Source organism: Pseudomonas sp. GW101-3H06, from assembly GCF_059424605.1.
Window position 1 is genome coordinate 2,936,092 of record NZ_JBWKZO010000001.1, and the last position, 18,980, is coordinate 2,955,071.

The 18,980-nt window shown below is 60.6% G+C and carries 17 protein-coding genes; 9 read left to right on the top strand and 8 right to left on the bottom strand.

Annotated features, from left to right (window positions below):
* Position 1: 1 nt before the first annotated feature.
* The 5 genes from AC07ZE_RS13580 to gloB form a co-directional block, all read right to left on the bottom strand.
* On the bottom strand, positions 2-1,075 hold the full coding sequence (locus AC07ZE_RS13580) for a microcin C ABC transporter permease YejB (protein WP_207265253.1): 1,074 nt from the start codon (positions 1,073-1,075) through the stop codon (positions 2-4).
* 4 nt (positions 1,076-1,079) lie between these two features.
* Positions 1,080-2,921 (bottom strand): extracellular solute-binding protein, encoded by a 1,842-nt coding sequence (locus tag AC07ZE_RS13585; protein ID WP_207265254.1) that lies wholly within the window; start codon positions 2,919-2,921, stop codon positions 1,080-1,082.
* Positions 2,918-4,726 (bottom strand): extracellular solute-binding protein, encoded by a 1,809-nt coding sequence (locus AC07ZE_RS13590; RefSeq protein ID WP_404940890.1) that lies wholly within the window; start codon positions 4,724-4,726, stop codon positions 2,918-2,920. Before AC07ZE_RS13590 ends, AC07ZE_RS13585 begins: the two co-directional genes overlap by 4 nt.
* A 211-nt stretch (positions 4,727-4,937) precedes the next feature.
* Positions 4,938-6,386, bottom strand: a complete 1,449-nt coding sequence (locus AC07ZE_RS13595) for a transglycosylase SLT domain-containing protein (RefSeq protein WP_207265256.1) — start codon at positions 6,384-6,386, stop codon at positions 4,938-4,940.
* 99 nt (positions 6,387-6,485) lie between these two features.
* Positions 6,486-7,253, bottom strand: coding sequence for a hydroxyacylglutathione hydrolase (gloB, locus tag AC07ZE_RS13600; RefSeq protein WP_207267812.1), 768 nt, complete (start codon positions 7,251-7,253; stop codon positions 6,486-6,488).
* Positions 7,254-7,318: 65 nt separating this feature from the next.
* Here gloB and AC07ZE_RS13605 point away from each other — a divergent pair, with 65 nt between their 5' ends.
* The 5 genes from AC07ZE_RS13605 to AC07ZE_RS13625 all read left to right on the top strand — a co-directional run bounded on the left by AC07ZE_RS13605 (position 7,319) and on the right by AC07ZE_RS13625 (position 12,609).
* Entirely contained in the window at positions 7,319-8,077 is a 759-nt protein-coding gene (locus tag AC07ZE_RS13605) for a class I SAM-dependent methyltransferase (RefSeq protein ID WP_137805575.1), read from the top strand.
* A gap of 93 nt (positions 8,078-8,170) precedes the next feature.
* Positions 8,171-8,623 carry a ribonuclease HI gene (gene rnhA / locus AC07ZE_RS13610; protein WP_095194944.1) on the top strand — a complete coding sequence of 151 codons (453 nt, stop codon included), beginning with the start codon at positions 8,171-8,173 and terminating at the stop codon, positions 8,621-8,623.
* Between the two features lie 197 nt (positions 8,624-8,820).
* Positions 8,821-9,597: a DNA polymerase III subunit epsilon gene (dnaQ, locus tag AC07ZE_RS13615; protein ID WP_207265257.1), complete on the top strand. Its 777-nt coding sequence runs from the start codon at positions 8,821-8,823 to the stop codon at positions 9,595-9,597.
* A gap of 127 nt (positions 9,598-9,724) precedes the next feature.
* The gene (locus AC07ZE_RS13620; RefSeq protein ID WP_207265258.1) at positions 9,725-11,980 is read left to right on the top strand and encodes an Orn/Lys/Arg family decarboxylase; all 2,256 of its coding nucleotides are present in this window, start codon (positions 9,725-9,727) and stop codon (positions 11,978-11,980) included.
* 14 nt (positions 11,981-11,994) lie between these two features.
* Positions 11,995-12,609, top strand: a complete 615-nt coding sequence (locus AC07ZE_RS13625; protein ID WP_207265259.1) for a GNAT family N-acetyltransferase — start codon at positions 11,995-11,997, stop codon at positions 12,607-12,609.
* On the opposite strand, the gene AC07ZE_RS13630 is transcribed toward AC07ZE_RS13625, so the two are convergent.
* Together AC07ZE_RS13630 and AC07ZE_RS13635 are read right to left on the bottom strand one after the other, a co-directional pair.
* A complete protein-coding gene (locus tag AC07ZE_RS13630) occupies positions 12,575-13,468 on the bottom strand; it encodes a LysR substrate-binding domain-containing protein (protein WP_207265260.1) in 894 nt (297 codons plus the stop codon). The two genes, AC07ZE_RS13625 and AC07ZE_RS13630, sit on opposite strands and share 35 nt — an antisense overlap.
* Positions 13,469-13,556: 88 nt before the next feature.
* Positions 13,557-13,781, bottom strand: coding sequence for a hypothetical protein (locus tag AC07ZE_RS13635; protein WP_095194939.1), 225 nt, complete (start codon positions 13,779-13,781; stop codon positions 13,557-13,559).
* 182 nt (positions 13,782-13,963) lie between these two features.
* Here AC07ZE_RS13635 and AC07ZE_RS13640 point away from each other — a divergent pair, with 182 nt between their 5' ends.
* Both AC07ZE_RS13640 and AC07ZE_RS13645 read left to right on the top strand, forming a co-directional pair.
* The gene (locus tag AC07ZE_RS13640; protein ID WP_207265261.1) at positions 13,964-14,524 is read left to right on the top strand and encodes an NADPH-dependent FMN reductase; all 561 of its coding nucleotides are present in this window, start codon (positions 13,964-13,966) and stop codon (positions 14,522-14,524) included.
* Positions 14,525-14,714: 190 nt separating this feature from the next.
* The gene (locus AC07ZE_RS13645) at positions 14,715-15,998 is read left to right on the top strand and encodes an arsenic transporter (RefSeq protein WP_207265262.1); all 1,284 of its coding nucleotides are present in this window, start codon (positions 14,715-14,717) and stop codon (positions 15,996-15,998) included.
* A gap of 44 nt (positions 15,999-16,042) precedes the next feature.
* On the opposite strand, the gene AC07ZE_RS13650 is transcribed toward AC07ZE_RS13645, so the two are convergent.
* On the bottom strand, positions 16,043-16,993 hold the full coding sequence (locus tag AC07ZE_RS13650) for a DUF1853 family protein (protein ID WP_207265263.1): 951 nt from the start codon (positions 16,991-16,993) through the stop codon (positions 16,043-16,045).
* A gap of 112 nt (positions 16,994-17,105) precedes the next feature.
* On the opposite strand from AC07ZE_RS13650, the gene AC07ZE_RS13655 reads away from it, so the two are divergent.
* Positions 17,106-17,996, top strand: a complete 891-nt coding sequence (locus tag AC07ZE_RS13655) for an NAD(+) kinase (protein ID WP_034146463.1) — start codon at positions 17,106-17,108, stop codon at positions 17,994-17,996.
* A complete protein-coding gene (locus AC07ZE_RS13660) occupies positions 17,993-18,967 on the top strand; it encodes a metallophosphoesterase (RefSeq protein WP_404940891.1) in 975 nt (324 codons plus the stop codon). The genes AC07ZE_RS13655 and AC07ZE_RS13660 overlap by 4 nt, the downstream gene beginning before the upstream one ends.
* Positions 18,968-18,980 lie beyond the last annotated feature (13 nt).

The following is an 18,980-nucleotide window of genomic DNA, read 5'->3' on the forward strand; positions in this document are numbered from 1 at the left end:
TTCACTGCTCCCGGCTTTCGAAGTCGATGCGCGGATCGACAAAGGTGTAGGTGAGGTCGCCGATCAATTTCACCACCAACCCCAGCAGGGTGAAGATGAACAGCGTGCCGAAGACTACCGGGTAGTCGCGGTTGATCGCCGCTTCGAAGCTCATCAGACCGAGGCCGTCGAGAGAGAAGATCACCTCCACCAGCAACGAACCGGTGAAGAAGATCCCGATGAAGGCCGACGGGAAACCGGCGATCACCAGCAGCATGGCGTTGCGGAACACATGCCCGTACAGCACGCGCTGATTGGTCAGGCCCTTGGCCTTGGCGGTGACCACGTACTGCTTGTTGATTTCGTCGAGGAAGCTGTTCTTGGTCAGCAGGGTCATGGTCGCGAAGTTGCCGATCACCAGGGCGGTCACCGGCAGCGCCAGGTGCCAGAAGTAGTCGAGTACCTTGCCGCTCATGCTCAGTTCATCGAAGTTGTTCGATGTGAGCCCGCGTAGCGGGAACCAGTCCAGATAACTGCCACCGGCAAATACCACGATCAGCAGGATGGCGAACAGAAACGCCGGGATCGCGTAGCCGACGATGATCAAAGAGCTGGTCCAGACGTCGAAGTGGCTGCCGTGCCGAGTGGCCTTGGCGATCCCCAGGGGGATCGACACCAGGTACATGATCAGGGTGCTCCACAGCCCGAGGGAGATCGACACCGGCAGCTTTTCCTTGATCAGGTCGATGACCTTGGCATCGCGAAAGAAGCTGTCGCCGAAATCCAGGGAGGCGTAGTTCTTGACCATGATCCACAAGCGTTCCGGCGCCGATTTGTCGAAGCCGTACATGTGTTCGATTTCCTTGATCAACGCCGGGTCCAGGCCCTGGGCGCCGCGATAGGCGGAACCGGCCACCGACACTTCCGCGCCGCCACCGGCGATACGGCTGGTGGCGCCTTCGAAGCCTTCGAGCTTGGCGATCATCTGCTCCACCGGCCCGCCCGGAGCGGCCTGGATGATCACAAAGTTGATCAGCAAAATACCGAACAAGGTCGGAATGATCAGCAACAGTCGCCGAAAAATATACGCCAGCATCTGATTACTCCGTGCCCGCAGGGTCGGCTTGCAATTTGGTTTCGATCTCTATGGCCGGTTTGGCATCGGGCTTGACCCACCAGGTGGCGGTGCCGATGTCATACTTGGGGGAGACCTTCGGGTGACCGATGTGGTTCCAGTAAGCCACACGCCAGGTCTTGATGTGCCAGTTGGGAATCACGTAATAGCCCCATTGCAGCACCCGGTCCAGTGCGCGTGCATGAGCCACCAGGCTTTTGCGCGAATCGGCATTGATCAGTTGCTCGACCAACTGGTCCACCACCGGGTCCTTGAGGCCCATGGAGTTCCGGCTGCCGGGTTTGTCGGCCGCCGCGGTCATCCAGAATTCGCGCTGTTCGTTGCCCGGCGAGTTGGACTGCGGGAAGCTGCCGACGATCATGTCGAAGTCCCGCGAGCGCACGCGGTTGACGTACTGCGAGACGTCGACCCGGCGGATCACCAACTCGATACCCAGGTCGCTCAGGTTGCGCTTGAAAGGCAGCAGTACGCGTTCGAATTCGGTCTGGGCGAGCAAAAATTCGATGCTCACCGGTTTGCCGGTGGCGTCGACCATCTTGTCATCGACGATGCGCCAGCCGGCTTCTTGCAGCAGTTGATAGGCCTGGCGTTGCTGGGTGCGGATCATGCCGCTGCCATCGGTGGTCGGGTTCTCAAAGGCTTCGCAAAACACCTGTGGCGGCAGTTTGCTGCGAAACGGGTCGAGGATCGCCCGCTGGTCGGCATCCGGCAGGCCGGTGGCGGCCATTTCCGAATTCTCGAAGTAACTGCGGGTGCGCGCGTAGGCGCCGTTGAACAACTGCTTGTTGGTCCATTCGAAGTCCAGCAACAAGGTCAGTGCCTGGCGCACGCGTACGTCCTGGAACACCGGGCGGCGCAGGTTGAACACAAAACCTTGCATGCCGGTGGGGTTGCCGTTGGGGATCTGTTCCTTGATCAGGCGGCCTTCGGTGACGGCGGGGATGTTGTAGGCGTTGGCCCAGTTTTTCGCGGTCATCTCCAGCCAGTAATCGAATTGCCCGGCCTTGAGGCCTTCCAGCGCAACGGTGTTGTCGCGGTAGTAGTCGGTGGTCATGACATCGAAGTTGTAGAAACCGCGGTTGATCGGCAGGTCCTTGCCCCAATAGTCCTTGACCCGCTCGTAGCGTACCGAACGCCCGGCCTTGACCTCGGTGACCTTGTACGGGCCGCTGCCCAACGGAATCTCCAGGTTGCCCTTGTTGAAATCGCGAGTGGCCCACCAGTGTTTGGGCAGCACCGGCAATTGGCCGAGGATCAATGGCAGCTCGCGGTTATTGCTGTGCTTGAACTTGAACAGCACGGTCAGCGGATCTTCGGCAACCACGTCTTCGACGTCGTTGTAGTAGCCGCGGTACATCGGTGCGCCATCCTTGATCAGGGTCTGGAAGCTGAACACGACATCCTCGGCCCGCACCGGATGGCCGTCATTGAAACGGGCTTCGGGCCGCAGGTAGAAACGCACCCAGTCGTTGTTCGGGGCTTTTTCGATCTTGCCGGCGATCAGGCCATATTCGGTAAAGGGTTCATCCAGACTCTGCCTGGCCAGGGTGTCGTAGATCAGGTCGATATCGTTGGCCGATACCCCTTTGCTGATGAAGGGGTTGAGGCTGTCGAAACCACCGAAACCGGCCTGGCGGAAGATGCCCCCCTTGGGCGCGTCCGGGTTGACGTACTCAAAGTGTTTGAAGTCGGCCGGGTATTTGGGCGGCTCGTTGTACAGGGTCAGGGCATGTTGCGGGGCGGCACAGGCCCACCCTGCGAATAACAGGGCGCTGGCCTGCAACAACAGGGCGCTGATGGGTTTCATCGATCTTTCTCCGAAGATTTCAGCCACCACGCACTCAGGCCCAGGGCGTAGGGCGGCGTGCTGACGAAGGCGAACCGGTTGCGGTAAGCCAGGCGGTGATAATTGAGGTACCAGTTGGGAATGATGTAGTGCTGCCAGAGCAGCACCCGGTCGAGCGCCTTGCCGGCGGCGACTTGCTCATCGCGGGTCTTGGCTGCGAGCAATTGATCGAGCAGATGATCGACCACCGGGTTGGCGATGCCGGCGTAGTTCTTGCTGCCCTTGACCCCGACCTGACTGGAATGGAAGTACTGCCACTGTTCCAGACCGGGGCTGAGGGTCTGGTTGAGTGTCATCAGGATCATGTCGAAATCGAACTGGTCCAGGCGCTGTTTATACTGGGCGCGATCGACCGTGCGCAGCCGTGCGTCGATGCCGATGCTGGCGAGGTTCTCGACGTAGGGCTGAAGAATGCGTTCCAGGTTCGGATTGACCAGCAGGATTTCCAGGCGCAACGGCTGCCCTGCGGCGTTCTGCAGTTGCTGGCCGTTGAGTTTCCAGCCGGCCTCGGCGAGCAGGCTCAGTGCCTGGCGCATGGTGTCTCGGGGAATGCCGCGGCCTTGGGTCTGCGGCAGGCTGAACGGTTCGCTGAACAATCTGGCAGGCAACTGCTCGCGCCAGGGCTTGAGCAACAGCCATTCATGGCCGACCGGCAGACCCGTGGCAGAAAATTCACTGTTGGGGTAGTAGCTCATGGCACGATTGTAGGCACCGCTGAACAGCGTGCGGTTAGTCCACTCGAAGTCGAACATCAGCCCCAGTGCCTCACGGACTTTGGTTTCGGACAGGGTGGGGCGTCGGCCGTTCATGAACAGCCCTTGAGTCTGGGTCGGGATCTGGTGCGGGATCTGCGCCTTGACCACGTCGCCACGACGTATCGCCGGAAAGTTGTAGCCGGTGGCCCAGTTCTTCGCCTGATGCTCGATATAGATGTCGAACTCACCGGCCTTGAACGCTTCGAACGCCACGTCGCTGTCGCGGTAGAACTCGACCTCCATGCGATCGACATTGTACTTGCCGCGATTGACCGGAAGGTCTTTGCCCCAATAATCCTTGACCCGCTCGAACACGATCTGCCGCCCCGGCGTGACCGAGGTAATGCGGTACGGCCCGCTGCCCAGCGGCGGTTCGAAGGTGGTGGCCTTGAAATCGCGATTCTTCCAGTAATGCTGCGGCAGCACTGGCAACTCACCCAGGCGCAGGATCAGCAAGGGATTGCCGGCACGCTTGAATACGAAACGTATGCGCCGGGGATTGAGGATGTCGACCCGCAACACTTCCTGCAGGTTGGTGCGGTACTGCGGATGACCTTCCTTGAGCAGCAGGCGATAGGAGAACGCCACGTCGTAGGCGGTGATCGGCGTGCCATCGTGAAAGCGTGCTTCGGGTCGCAGATTGAACACCACCCAGCTGCGGTCCTCGCTGTACTCCACCGACTGGGCGATCAGGCCATAACTGGAGGTCGGCTCGTCCCCGGAGGGGGCGTACTGGCCGGTACCCACCATCAGCGGCTCGCTGAGCTCGTTGATGCCGTATTGCAGGAAATTCGGCGTGGCAACCGGGCTGGTGCCCTTGAAGGTGTAAGGGTTGAGCGTATCGAACGTGCCAAACGCCATCACCCGCAACGTACCGCCCTTGGGCGCTTGCGGGTTGACCCAATCGAAGTGGGTGAATCTGGCCGGGTACTTGAGCGTGCCGAACTGCGCATAACCATGACTTTCGCTGATCGTCGCGCTTGCGGTGGAGCTCAAGGCCAGGCTGATCAGGAGCGAGAGGAGGGGACGCTTCAAGTAGTGAATCCGATCCAGGCGGCTTGGGCTTTGTGGCCCGTACAGTAACAGCTTGTATGGACAGGAAAAAGACGGGGGGATAATGCGGGGTTAATTGTGGGCGAGGCCGTGCTGCTCCCTCGCCACAAAAGCCCAAAAGGCTCTTGAGTCGCAGGCAAAAAAAGCCCCTGATAATCAGGGGCTTTTTTTAGTGCGGATTGGAAACCGTCAGCATCTGACCGGGCTTCAGCGCCTGCCCCATCTTCGGGTTCCAGCGCTTGAGGTGCTGCATTTCAACGTTGAAGCGCTTGGCCACGATGTACAGCGAGTCGCCTTGCTTGACCTTGTATTGGGTCTGTGGCTTTTTGGAATCACCCTTGGTTTTGGCGTTGGCGGCAACCACGGTGTTGATGCGCCCCTTACCGCGTTTGCTGGTGTCCTGCATAACCAGTGTCTGGCCGGGCTTGAGGTTCTTGCCACTCAGCTTGTTCCAGCGCTGCAGGTCCTTGACGTCGACGTTGTTGGCCTTGGCGATCGAGCCCAGGTTGTCACCGCGCTTGACCCGGTAGTTGCGTTTGGCAACGGCCACCTGGGTCTCGTCCGCGCCGTCGAAGACCGGCTTGAGCTGCTTCTTGCTGATCAGCTCTTCAGGACGCATGGTCTGCAGGCTGGTGGTCAGCAGTTGTGCCTTGGACGTTGGCACCAGCAAATGCTGGGGGCCGTCGATGGTGGTGCGTTGCTTGAAGGCCGGGTTGAGCTGGAACAGTTCGTCTTCGTCGATGTTGGCCACCGCCGCGACCTTGGACAGGTCCATGCGCTGGTTGATTTCGACGACCTTGAAATACGGTTCGTTGGCGATCGGGTTGAGGTTCACACCGTAGGCGTCAGGCGCCAGTACCACTTGCGACAAGGCCAGCAGCTTCGGCACATAGGCCTGGGTTTCGGCGGGCAGTGGGAGGTTCCAGTAGTCGGTCGGCAGGCCGAGCTTTTCGTTGCGCTCGATGGCCCGGCTGACCGTGCCTTCACCGGCGTTGTAAGCAGCCAGGGCCAACAGCCAGTCACCGTTGAACATGTCGTGCAGGCGGGTCAGGTAGTCCATTGCGGCGGTGGTCGAAGCGGTGATGTCGCGACGGCCATCATAGAAGCGGGTCTGACGCAGGTTGAAGTAACGTCCGGTGGATGGAATGAATTGCCACAAGCCAACCGCATTGGCCCGGGAATAGGCCATCGGGTTGTAGGCGCTTTCAATCACTGGCAGCAATGCCAGTTCCAGCGGCATGTTGCGTTCTTCAAGGCGTTCGACGATGTAATGAATGTAGAGACTGCCGCGTTCGCCGGCGTTTTCGAGGAACGATGGATTGCTGGCGAACCACAGGCGCTGTTGCTCGATGCGCGGGTTGACGCCCAGGCCGTCCTGCAGCTGGAAGCCCTGGCGCATGCGCTCCCAGACATCCTGCGGGATCTGCGGGCTGGGCTTTTCGCTGATCCAGATGGGCTTCTGCTTGGCACGCGCGGCAATATTCGGAGCATGCGTCGCATCGGTCTGCGGCGCATGGCTGGAGCAGCCCGCCAATGTCGCGGACACAGCCACCGCTATGGCTTGCGCCAGGCGGGTCAGAGCGTCCGAATTGATGGCTTTGCGAATGGAAGACGACATTGGCTGGAAGTAAGTTCCGGGCAAAAATGTCGGGCGATTCTAGAAAGCGCACCCCTAACGGTCAACCATTCATGGTTTTCGTACCCTCATGCAAGCTGTTTAGAACGTGTCTTTCCAAGCCCTCAGTGTCGCAAAAACCATATCGGGCGCAGAGTTATCGGTGCCGGTCCGTTCGTCCGCTTTTTCTTTAACGGATGTTTCGCCGGCACGTAAAAACGGATTTGTGCGCTTTTCCAACGCTATCGTCGATGGCAGCGTGATGATGCCTGCTTCCCTTTGTCGGGTGACAGTGTCCAGGCGTTCGAGCGTGTCCGGATTGCCCGGTTCGACGGCTGCGGCGAAGCGCAGATTGCTCAGGGTGTACTCATGGGTGCAGTACACCTTGGTGTCTTCGGGAAGCGCTGCAAGGCGCGACAGCGAGGTGTACATTTGTTGAGGCGTGCCTTCGAACAGGCGTCCGCAACCCGCCGCGAAAAGGGTATCGCCACAGAACAGCAGACCGGGGTGATAATAGGCGATGTGCCCCAGGGTATGACCGGGGACGGCAATGATCTCGAAGTCATGGCCCAGCACATTGACGCGATCGTTATCCTTGAGTGCGATGTCGCGCCCCGGGATGCTTTCGCTGGCCGGACCGTAGACGTTGGCGTGCGTCGCTTTCTTCAGATGATCGACGCCGCCGACATGGTCATGGTGATGGTGAGTGATCAGAATATCGCTCAACACCCAGCCCGGATTAGCCGTGAGCCAGGCCTGAACCGGCGCGGCATCGCCCGGGTCGACCACCGCGCAGCGCCGGGTGCTGGGGTCTTGTAACAACCAGATGTAGTTGTCGGTAAAGGCGGGCAGGGCACTGATCTGTATCATCGTCGGATTCGCCAAGCGGAAAACAATGGCGCATCTTAGAACTTCCTGGCGCGTTGGAGAATGCAATGACCGATAAAGCGTTCGCTCAGGCCGATCCTGACTGGCTGGCGTTGATCAGCGCCGCCCGTGAGTGGCTGTCCGGTCCACTCGGACAGTTTTTGCTGGATGAAGAACGGCGCATGCTCGAAGAAGAGCTGGGCCGTTTTTTTGGCGGTTACCTGGTGCATTACGGTCCCTCGGCCCAGACGCCACCGTCGGCGCCACAGGTGCAGCGCAATGTGCGCCTGGGGGCGCCGTTGCCGGGGGTCGAAATAGTCTGCGAGGAACAAGCCTGGCCGTTGAGCGAGCATGCCGCCGATGTGGTGGTGTTGCAGCACGGGCTGGATTTCTGCCTGTCGCCCCATGGGTTGCTGCGCGAAGCGGCGAGCAGCGTGCGGCCCGGCGGTCATCTGGTCATCATCGGGATCAATCCCTGGAGCAGCTGGGGCCTGCGTCATGTGTTTGCTCACGATGCCTTGCGCAAGGCGCGCTGCATTTCTCCGTCGCGGGTGGCCGACTGGCTGAATCTGCTGGGCTTCGCGCTGGAGAAACGCCGCTTCGGGTGCTATCGTCCGCCGCTTGCTTCGCCCGCCTGGCAGACCCGTCTGGCCGGTTGGGAGCGCAAGGCCGGTGATTGGCAATTGTCCGGTGGCGGCTTCTATTTATTGGTGGCGCGCAAGATCGTGGTGGGCCTGCGGCCGGTCCGTCAGGAACGCCGCGAACCGATGGGCAAGCTGATTCCATTGCCGATGGCCAAGGTCAACCGCCGCCGCATCGAACCGTAATACCTCCTTTATTTTTCCGGCCGGGGTTGCCCCCGGCTTCGGGCGTTGTCGATCACCCATCGGCGAGCCTCCGCATTTTCTGGATAGATTGGCATGAGCGATAGCGTAGAACTGTTCACCGATGGCGCCTGCAAAGGCAACCCCGGTCCTGGCGGCTGGGGTGCATTGCTGGTGTGCAAGGGCGTTGAAAAGGAGCTGTGGGGTGGCGAAGCCAACACCACAAACAACCGCATGGAGCTGATGGGCGCGATCCGTGGCCTGGAAGAGCTCAAGCGTCCCTGCGACGTGCTGCTGGTGACCGACTCCCAGTACGTGATGAAAGGCATCAACGAATGGATGGCCAACTGGAAGAAACGCGGCTGGAAAACCGCCGCGAAAGAACCGGTGAAAAACGCTGACCTGTGGAAGATGCTCGACGAACAGGTCAACCGCCACAACGTCACCTGGAAATGGGTGCGCGGGCACATCGGCCACCACGGCAATGAGCGCGCCGACCAACTGGCCAACCGGGGCGTGGATGAAGTGCGCGGGTTCAAGCAGGCCTGAACCACCGACTCGCGGCCTTTGCGAGCAGGCTCGCTCCCGCATGGAATCTGGAGCGGACACAAAGTCGTGTTTGCTGGAGATCAACTGTGGGAGCGAGCTCGCTCGCGAATGGGGGCACACGGTCTATCTGAAAGACCCCGGCGAGCGTGTTAACATCGTCGCTTTTGCAAGAATGACCCGTTGAGAGCTGAGCACTGATGGCCACCAGATCCGTTGTACTCGATACCGAAACCACCGGCATGCCGGTGACCGACGGCCACCGGATTATCGAAATCGGTTGTGTCGAGTTGATCGGTCGGCGCCTGACCGGCCGGCATTTTCACGTTTACCTGCAACCGGACCGCGAAAGTGACGAAGGCGCCATCGGCGTTCACGGCATCACCAACGAGTTCCTGGTGGGCAAACCGCGTTTTGCCGAGGTGGCCGATGAGTTCTTCGAGTTCATCAAAGGCGCGCAACTGATCATCCACAACGCGGCGTTCGACGTTGGCTTCATCAACAACGAATTTGCCTTGATGGGTCAGCACGACCGTGCGGACATCACGCAACACTGCTCCATCCTCGACACCCTGATGATGGCCCGGGAACGTCACCCGGGGCAGCGCAACAGCCTCGACGCCCTGTGCAAACGTTATGGCGTCGACAACTCCGGCCGTGAACTGCACGGCGCCTTGCTCGACTCCGAGATCCTTGCCGACGTTTACCTGACCATGACCGGCGGGCAGACCAGCCTGTCCCTGGCCGGTAATGCGTCCGATGGCAACGGTTCCGGTGAGGGCGCGGACAATTCGGCCACTGAAATTCGTCGCCTGCCGGCCGACCGCAAACGGACCCGTGTCATTCGCGCCAGTGAAGACGACCTCGCCCGGCACGCGGCGCGTCTGGAGATCATCAGCAAGTCGGCGGGTGGGCCGGCACTGTGGCTGCAATTGGCCCAGGCTGAAGCTGAAGCTGAAGCTGAAGCGCAGGCGTAGGTCCTTCGAAAAATTTTGGATAAACCGTTGACCCATATTGGGGCATCGCACTCGCCACATCCGCTTCAACCCTCTACCCTGAGGTGATTGGCAGGCTCTGGCCTGCCGCCTCAGGACACTGAGCGTCATGTATAAAGATCTGAAATTCCCGGTGCTGATCGTCCATCGCGACATCAAGGCCGATACCGTCGCAGGCGATCGTGTGCGAGGCATCGCCCGGGAGCTGGAGCAGGAAGGGTTCAGCATCGTCTCGGCGATGGATTACGCCGAAGGGCGCCTGGTTGCTTCGACGCATCATGGCCTCTCGTGCATGTTGATCGCGGCGGAAGACGCCAGCGCCCACTCGCATTTATTACAAAATATGGCCGAACTGATCGGACTGGCGCGGGTGCGTGCGCCCGACTTGCCGATCTTCGCCCTGGGCGAGCAAGTGACCCTGGAAAACGCGCCCGCCGACGCCATGGCCGAGCTCAATCAACTGCGCGGGATTCTTTACCTGTTCGAAGACACCGTGCCATTTCTCGCGCGGCAGGTGGCGCGGGCTGCGCGCAAGTACCTGGATGGACTACTGCCGCCGTTCTTCAAGGCGCTGGTGCAACACACCGCCGATTCCAATTATTCCTGGCACACACCCGGTCACGGCGGGGGCGTGGCGTATCACAAGAGTCCGGTGGGGCAGGCATTTCATCAGTTCTTCGGTGAAAACACCCTGCGTTCGGATTTGTCGGTCTCGGTGCCCGAGCTCGGTTCGCTGCTGGATCACACCGGGCCGCTGGCAGAAGCCGAGGCCCGGGCGGCGCGCAACTTCGGCGCCGACCACACCTTCTTCGTGATCAACGGCACCTCGACCGCCAACAAGATCGTCTGGCACTCCATGGTGGCTCGCGATGACCTGGTGCTGGTGGACCGCAACTGCCATAAATCAGTGCTGCACTCGATCATCATGACCGGCGCCATCCCTTTGTACCTGTGCCCGGAGCGCAATGAGCTGGGGATCATCGGCCCGATTCCGTTGAGCGAGTTCAGCCCGCAATCGATTCGAGCCAAGATCGATGCCAGCCCGCTGACCAAGGGCCGGGCGCCCAAGGTCAAGCTGGCGGTGGTGACCAATTCGACCTACGACGGCCTCTGCTACAACGCCGAACTGATCAAGCAGCAATTGGGCAACAGTGTCGAGGTGCTGCACTTCGACGAGGCCTGGTATGCCTATGCGGCCTTCCACGAATTTTTCGCCGGACGATACGGCATGGGCACCTCCCGCAGCCATGACGGTCCGCTGGTGTTCACCACCCATTCCACTCACAAGCTGCTGGCGGCGTTCAGTCAGGCGTCGATGATTCACGTACAGGACGGCGGTGCCCGGCAGCTTGACCGTGATCGCTTCAACGAAGCGTTCATGATGCACATCTCCACCTCGCCGCAATACGGCATCATCGCGTCTCTGGATGTCGCTTCGGCGATGATGGAGGGAGGGGCCGGGCGTTCGCTGTTGCAGGAAATGTTCGACGAAGCCCTGAGCTTTCGCCGGGCGCTGGCCAATCTGCGGCAGCACATCGCTGCGGACGACTGGTGGTTTTCCATCTGGCAGCCGCCTTCGGTAGAGGGCATCGACCAGATCGCGACCGGGGACTGGCTGCTGCAACCGACGGCTGACTGGCACGGCTTTGGCGACGTGACCGACGATTACGTATTGCTCGACCCGATCAAGGTCACGCTGGTGATGCCGGGCCTGACCGCGGGCGGTGCGCTCAGCGAGCGCGGGATTCCGGCGGCGGTCGTCAGCAAGTTCCTCTGGGAGCGCGGGCTGGTGGTGGAAAAGACCGGGTTGTATTCGTTCCTGGTGCTGTTCTCCATGGGCATCACCAAGGGCAAATGGAGCACGCTGCTCACCGAGCTGCTGGAGTTCAAGCGCAGTTACGATGCCAACGTCAGTCTGGCGACCTGCCTGCCGTGCGTGGCGCAACAAAATGTCGCGCGCTATCAGGGCATGGGCCTTCGCGACCTGTGCGACCAGTTGCACACCTGCTATCGCAGCAATGCCACGGCCAAACATCTCAAGCGCATGTACACGGTGCTGCCGGAAGTCGCGATGAAGCCGGCTGACGCCTATGATCAATTGGTGCGTGGCGAAGTCGAGGCGGTGTCGATCGATGCTCTGGATGGGCGTATCGCTGCCGTGATGCTGGTGCCGTACCCGCCGGGCATTCCGTTGATCATGCCCGGCGAACGCTTTACCGAGTCGACCCGTTCGATCATCGACTACCTGGCGTTTGCCCGCACGTTCGACAGCAGTTTTCCGGGGTTCGTCGCCGATGTGCACGGCTTGCAACACGAAGATGAGGGCAATGGACGGCACTACACCGTCGATTGCATCAAGGAATGAGGACCTTTCCGAGTATGCAACCTGTCATGAATCCAAATCACCCGGGGTTGTCGGTGCGCGTCGCCGACGACGGCTTCGCCACCTACATCTGGGGCAGTGATTTCAGTTTTGAAGTGGCTGCCTACGGTGCGCCGGAAATAGGCCGGTCGGTGGAAGAATGGTCGGTCACACCGATTACGCCTTATCGCAAATGCTACGGCATCGATCCTGAAGAGTTCAGCAGTTTTCGCGACGCCGTCGACAGTGCAATCTTCATGGCCTTCCTCGATGATGAGCCGGTGGGGCACCTGGTGATCAGTACCAATTGGAACGGTTTCGCCCATATCGACGAACTGGCGGTGCATGCCCCGGCGCGACGTCACGGTGTGGCCAAGGCGTTGCTGGACGTGGCGCAGTTCTGGAGTCGCAAGAAGAAACTGCCGGGCATCATGCTGGAAACCCAGAACAATAACCTCGGCGCGTGTCGCTTGTATGAACGGTGCGGCTATGTGATCGGCGGCATCGATCATTTGCGCTATCGGGGCATCGACCCCAATACCGCCGAGGTGGCGCTGTTCTGGTATCGAATGTTCGATAACCCGCTGGAAAACCCGATCAGCTCCCCAGCATCGCCGCGGCTTGTTCCGTGATGATGTCCAACAGAGCCTGGACGGCCGGCGAGGGTTCGCCGTTCTTCAGGGTCAGGGCATAGACACTGACCGGCACCGCGGGTGCCAGTGGGCAGACGTCGAGCCCGGCGGACTTGGCGCCAAGCGCCGTGAAGGGGTCGACGATCGCCAGGCCTTCTCCGGCCTCGACCATGCTGCGCATCATCTGATGCGTCTGGACCCGGGTCTGAATCACCGGCGCCGGGCGCAGGGCGTGCAGCTTGTGCTCCAGGGCCGGGCTGAGTGGATCATGGCCTTCGAGACCGACCATTGCTTGCCCGGCCAGATCCTGCACTGAAATGTATTTCTGTTTCGGTTGCAACCAGCCGTGGGGGGCAAGTAGTTGCAACTTGCCTTGGGCGATCGCCTGGCAATGAATCTCGGCGCGATCGGGATCATGCAGGCTCAGGCCCAGATCGCTTTCACGCAGCAACAGGCTTCTGACGATGTCACGGGTGGGTTGGCTCAGGAGGGTGCAGGGCGCGTCGGGCAAGCGGCGACGCAGGGCCGCGATGCTCTGCGGCAACAATTGCTGGGCCAGGGGTGGGGTGCAGATGATGCGTAGCGGCGGGGCCAGGTATTGCCGCAGGCTGTTGGCCAGGCGCTGCACGGGTTCGAGCGCCTCGTAGACGTGGGCGATCTCCACCTGCAGCTCCCGCGCTTCACGGGTGGCCTGCAAACGCCCGCGTACGCTGGAGAACAGCATGAAACCCACCTGATCCTCGGCCTCGCGCAAAATGCGCTCGACCTCGGTCACCGGCAATTGCAGCCATTCGGCGGCGGTGCCCAGGTGACCGGTCTGCAGGAGAGCCTGGATCACTTCGATATGGCGTAAACGCATGCGTGAAGTCCATGTTCAGCAGGTGAAGGAGTCAGTCACTGAATCCTAACCCAAGTCCAAGCATATGACTTCTGCTCATAACGCCAAGTTATGAAGCGACAATCGATTCCGGTTCGCGAGTCAGTGTTACGCCCGTTTGCACCAACTGAAACTCGTTGTCATCGAGTTTGTTGACGCGATCGCCAATTGCCAGTTTGTACGTGGTGACAGGCGCGCCGTCTGCCGACGGTGTGGAGTCCTGGAACTCATGCACGGAATAAATGCGGCCTTCCGCGTCTCTTGCATGGAACTGACCGACGAGTACTGCTGCCATCTGCTTAGAACCTCTGGAGATAAAACGCTTGATTTGCGGCTGTGTAGACCGCCACCGAGCACGGTAAGTTTTCCTGCGTAAAAAAAATAATCAGGACGTGGATATACCTGTGTTCACTGGTTGAACCGCCGCCTGATCATCTATAACTACTGGCTCCTCCCACGGACAATCGAGAGTCTTCCATGAGCAATGTCTATACCGTCGCCGTAGTGGTCGGCAGCCTGCGCAAAGCGTCGATCAACCGCAAGGTCGCCCTCGCGCTGGCGGAACTGGCGCCGGCCAACCTGAAGCTGAACATTGTCGAGATTGGCGATCTGCCGCTCTACAACGAGGACATTGACGGCGATTCACCGCCGGCAGCCTACAGCACTTTCCGACAACAAGTGAGTTCATCCGACGCAGTGCTGTTCGTCACCCCGGAATACAACCGCTCGGTGCCAGCCCCAATGAAGAACGCCATTGACGTGGGTTCACGCCCTTACGGCAAGAGTGCCTGGAGCGGCAAACCGGGCGGGGTATTCAGTGCTTCACCGGGTGCGATTGGCGGATTTGGGGCGAATCATCACTTGCGCCAGTCCATGGTGTTTCTCGATGTACCGATGATGCAGCAACCTGAATCTTATCTGGGCGGCGCCGGCTCGGCGTTCGACGAGGCGGGCAATCCGTCCGAGTCGGTCCGGCCGTTTCTGCAAAAATTCATCGACTCTTACGCGAAATGGGTCGAACAGCACAAAAAAGCCTGACAACCCCGTGCAGGAGCAGCCGGTCAACGCTCGATTGCTCGCGAAGACGGAGTGTCAGCCAACGTTGATTTGCCTGGCACTCCGTCTTCGCGAGCAAGCTTCGCTCCTGCAAGGCTCTGTTTTTTCGGAAGGTGACGGCGGTTGGGTGGCCTGTCATCCTGTTTGCTCATTTGTTCCAAGGCGGCCTTGAATGCTTGTCGCGTCACTGATTTTCCTGTTGACCATTACCTTGGTGATCTGGCAACCCAAAGGCCTCGGCGTTGGCTGGAGTGCGGTGTTCGGCGCGGTGCTGGCGCTGATTTTCGGCGTGGTGCACCTGGGTGACATCCCGGTGGTGTGGCAGATCATCTGGAATGCCACCGGCACCTTTATCGCGCTGATCATCATCAGCCTGTTGCTGGACGAGGCCGGGCTGTTTGCCTGGGCAGCGCTGCATGTGGCCCGCTGGGGGCAAGGTAACGGGCGCAAATTGTTCGCTTACATGGTGCTGCTCGGGGCGCTGGTCTCGGCGTTGTTCGCCAACGATGGCGCGGCGCTGATCCTCACGCCCATCGTGATCTCCATGCTCCTGGCGTTGCGTTTTTCCCCGGCGGCGACCCTGGCGTTTGTCATGGGCGCCGGTTTCATCGCCGATACCGCGAGCCTGCCGCTGGTGGTATCGAACCTGGTGAACATCGTTTCCGCGGACTTTTTCGACATCGGTTTCAATCGCTACGCGGCGGTGATGATCCCGGTCAACCTGGTGAGCGTTGCCGCGACGCTTGCCATGCTGATGTGGTTTTTCCGTCGTGACATTCCAAGGGATTATGACCCTGAGCAACTGGAGCATCCGGCGTCCGCCATCCACGACAAAGCCACGTTTTATGCCGGTTGGGCGGTGCTGGTCATCCTGTTGCTCGGCTGTTTTGCGCTGGAACCGCTGGGCATTCCGATCAGCGCGATTTCGGCGGTGTGTGCCGCCCTGTTGCTGGCCATCGCTGCCCGCGGCCACAAGATCTCCACGCGCAAAGTGATGAAGGAAGCACCGTGGCAGATCGTGATTTTCTCGTTGGGCATGTACCTGGTGGTCTACGGCCTGCGTAACGCCGGGCTCACCGGGTTCCTGGCGGGCTGGCTGAACGGCTTTGCCGAGTACGGCGTATGGGGCGCAGCCATGGGCACCGGGGTGCTGACGGCGCTGTTGTCTTCGATCATGAACAATTTGCCGACGGTGCTGATTGGCCTGTTATCCATCGATGCCAGTCAGGCGACGGGGATGGTGAAGGAGGCAATGATCTACGCCAACGTCATCGGCAGCGACCTGGGACCGAAAATCACCCCGATCGGCAGCCTGGCGACGCTGTTGTGGTTGCATGTGCTGGAGCGCAAGAGTATCCGGATCGGCTGGGGGTATTACTTCAAGGTCGGGATTGTGTTGACGGTGCCGGTGTTGTTGGCGACGTTGGCGGCGTTGGCTTTGCGGTTATCTCTTTAAACCGCGTTGGCTCGCGAAGAGGCCGGTCCAGTCACTGCAAAATCTCAACCCTGGCCCGGCACGTTAGGCCAAAGATCCGCCACCAGAAACAACCGCTCGGCTTCTTCCCAGTCGCCATGGGCATTTTCCGTCAACCGCACCAACAACTGCGCCGGTGCTACGGGCGACAACTCACTCAACCACGCCTGCAATTGCCCGTTACTCCAGGTCTGTTCGGCAGGGTAATGCGCCGGCGCCAGCCAGGCGTGGCGGGGCAGGGGTTGCCAGCGGCCGGTTGGGCTTTGCCTGATAAATTCGGGCCAATCCTTCTGATGCAGCCAGCGACCGCGCAAATGCTGTGGATGCGCACCGCACGGAGGCACCGCTGGGCCCGGCCATGGATACAGCAAGTAGCCGCCCAGCCACAAGTGTGCGCTGAATTGCCGGATATCCAGCGCCGCCAGGACTTCGCGGCTCTCCGGGCGGGCGGAAATCGGCAGTTGATGCTGGCTCAGGTGCGTCAGTTTGCGATCCAGTCGATCGTGGCACCCGGGTCCGAGCCACTGAGCGGTGTCGCGTCCATCACCCTTCTGCGGGCCAAGATAGAGCTTGATCGCCAGTTCCAGGTGATGCACGCCGTCGCGATCGCGCAGCAGCATGTCCAGCTCGCCCAGGGTGTGGCCTTCACGGCGGATCGGCATGTTGGCGGCAATCAGTTCGATACCCGGTGCATGTTCGACGGCAAATTGCCAGAGACGCTCATAGTAAAGGCCCAGACGCCGGGTGCGGGCCTGGGACAACCAGTGCAGCAAGCCGTAGCTGTCCTGGTCCAGCAGACGCAGCCAGTGTTCCAGGCGATCCGGCGCCTGTACCCAGTCGCTGCCGGCCAGCGGATGGCGCTGTGGCCACGGCGTGTCGGCGAGCATCGGCGGCGCCAGGATGACCCACGCCAGGTCGCGCACTTCGGGGTGGTGCAACCGGTGGGGTAACTGCAACAAATCTGGAAATAGGATCATCTTGCGAGCATAGCCTCAAACAGGAGTACACCCTTGTCGCTGAAAGGATTTTGTCTATCCCGAGCTTTCGCCCATAATCGTGCTTTTCGCCGTCGCAGAGCTTAGGGACCCCATGGAGCAATTTCGTAATATTGGCATCATCGGACGTCTCGGCAGTTCGCAGGTACTGGATACCGTCCGCCGACTGAAACGGTTTCTGCTCGATCGTCACCTGCACGTGATCCTCGAAGACACCATCGCCGAAGTCCTGCCGGGCCACGGCCTGCAAACTTCGTCGCGCAAAATGCTCGGCGAAGTGTGTGACATGGTGATTGTGGTCGGCGGTGACGGCAGCCTGCTCGGCGCCGCCCGGGCGCTGGCCAAGCACAATATCCCGGTGCTGGGGATCAACCGGGGCAGTTTGGGTTTCCTGACCGATATCCGTCCCGATGAGCTGGAAGTCAAGGTCGCCGAGGTGCTCGACGGTCATTACCTGGTGGAAAACCGCTTCCTGCTGCAGGCCGAAGTCCGTCGCCATGCCGAGGCCATCGGCCAGGGCGATGCGCTGAACGACGTGGTGCTGCACCCTGGCAAATCGACGCGGATGATCGAGTTCGAGCTGTACATCGACGGCCAGTTCGTCTGCAGCCAGAAGGCCGACGGCCTGATCGTCGCCACGCCCACGGGTTCGACCGCCTATGCGCTGTCGGCGGGTGGGCCGATCATGCACCCCAAGCTCGACGCCATTGTAATTGTGCCGATGTACCCCCATACCTTGTCGGGCAGACCGATTGTGGTCGATGGCAACAGTGAGCTGAAAATCGTCGTGTCCAAGGATATGCAGATTTACCCGCAAGTCTCGTGTGACGGGCAGAACCACTTTACCTGTGCGCCCGGCGACACCATCACCGTCAGCAAGAAAGCCCAGAAGCTGCGGCTGATCCACCCGCTCGACCACAACTACTACGAAGTCTGCCGGACCAAGCTCGGCTGGGGCAGCAAGTTGGGTGGTGGAGGCGACTGATGCTCGATCCCGCGCGTAGCTACGACCTGATCGGTGACGTGCACGGTTGCGCTCTGACCCTTGAGCATTTGCTCGACCGGCTCGGTTATCACAAACAAGGTGGCGTCTGGCGCCATCCTTCGCGCATGGCGGTGTTCGTCGGCGACATCATCGACCGCGGCCCGCGGATTCGCGAGGCGCTGCACATCGTCCACGACATGGTCGAGGCCGGTCAGGCGCTGTGCATCATGGGCAACCATGAATTCAACGCCCTGGGCTGGGTCACGCCGGCGCTGCCCGGCAGCGGCAAGCAGTTCGTGCGCGAACACACGCCGCGCCACGCCCGGTTGCTGCATGAAACCCTGACCCAGTTCGAACATCACCCCGGTGACTGGCATGATTTCCAGCAGTGGTTCTATGAACTGCCGCTGTTCGTCGACGCCGGACGTTTCCGGGTGGTGCATGCCTGTTGGGACGCCGGCCTGATCGAACCGCTGCGGGCGCTGTTTCCCGATGGGTGCGTCGATGAACACTTCCTGCAGGCGTCGGCCATGCCGGGCAGTTTCGCCTGCACCGTGTTCGACCGCCTGCTGCGCGGCACCGATATGCGCCTGCCCCATGGCCTGACCATGACCAGCGGCGATGGCCTGACCCGTTCGTTCTTCCGCACTAAATTCTGGGAGGACGACCCGCAGACCTATGGCGACATCGTGTTCCAGCCCGATGCGCTGCCCGACCCGGTGGCGCAAACGCCGCTGTCGTCCAGTGAAAAGAACAGCCTGCTGCGTTACGGCATCGACGAGCCGTTGCTGTTCGTCGGCCACTACTGGCGCAGCGGCAAACCCGCGCCGATTCGTCCGAACCTGGCGTGCCTGGATTACAGCGCCGTGCTCTACGGTAAGCTGGTCGCCTATCGGCTGGATCAGGAAACGCGGCTCGATCCGCATAAATTTGTCTGGGTCGATGTCGAGCGGCCAGAGGTTTTGCAATGAAAGAGAGGTCGCA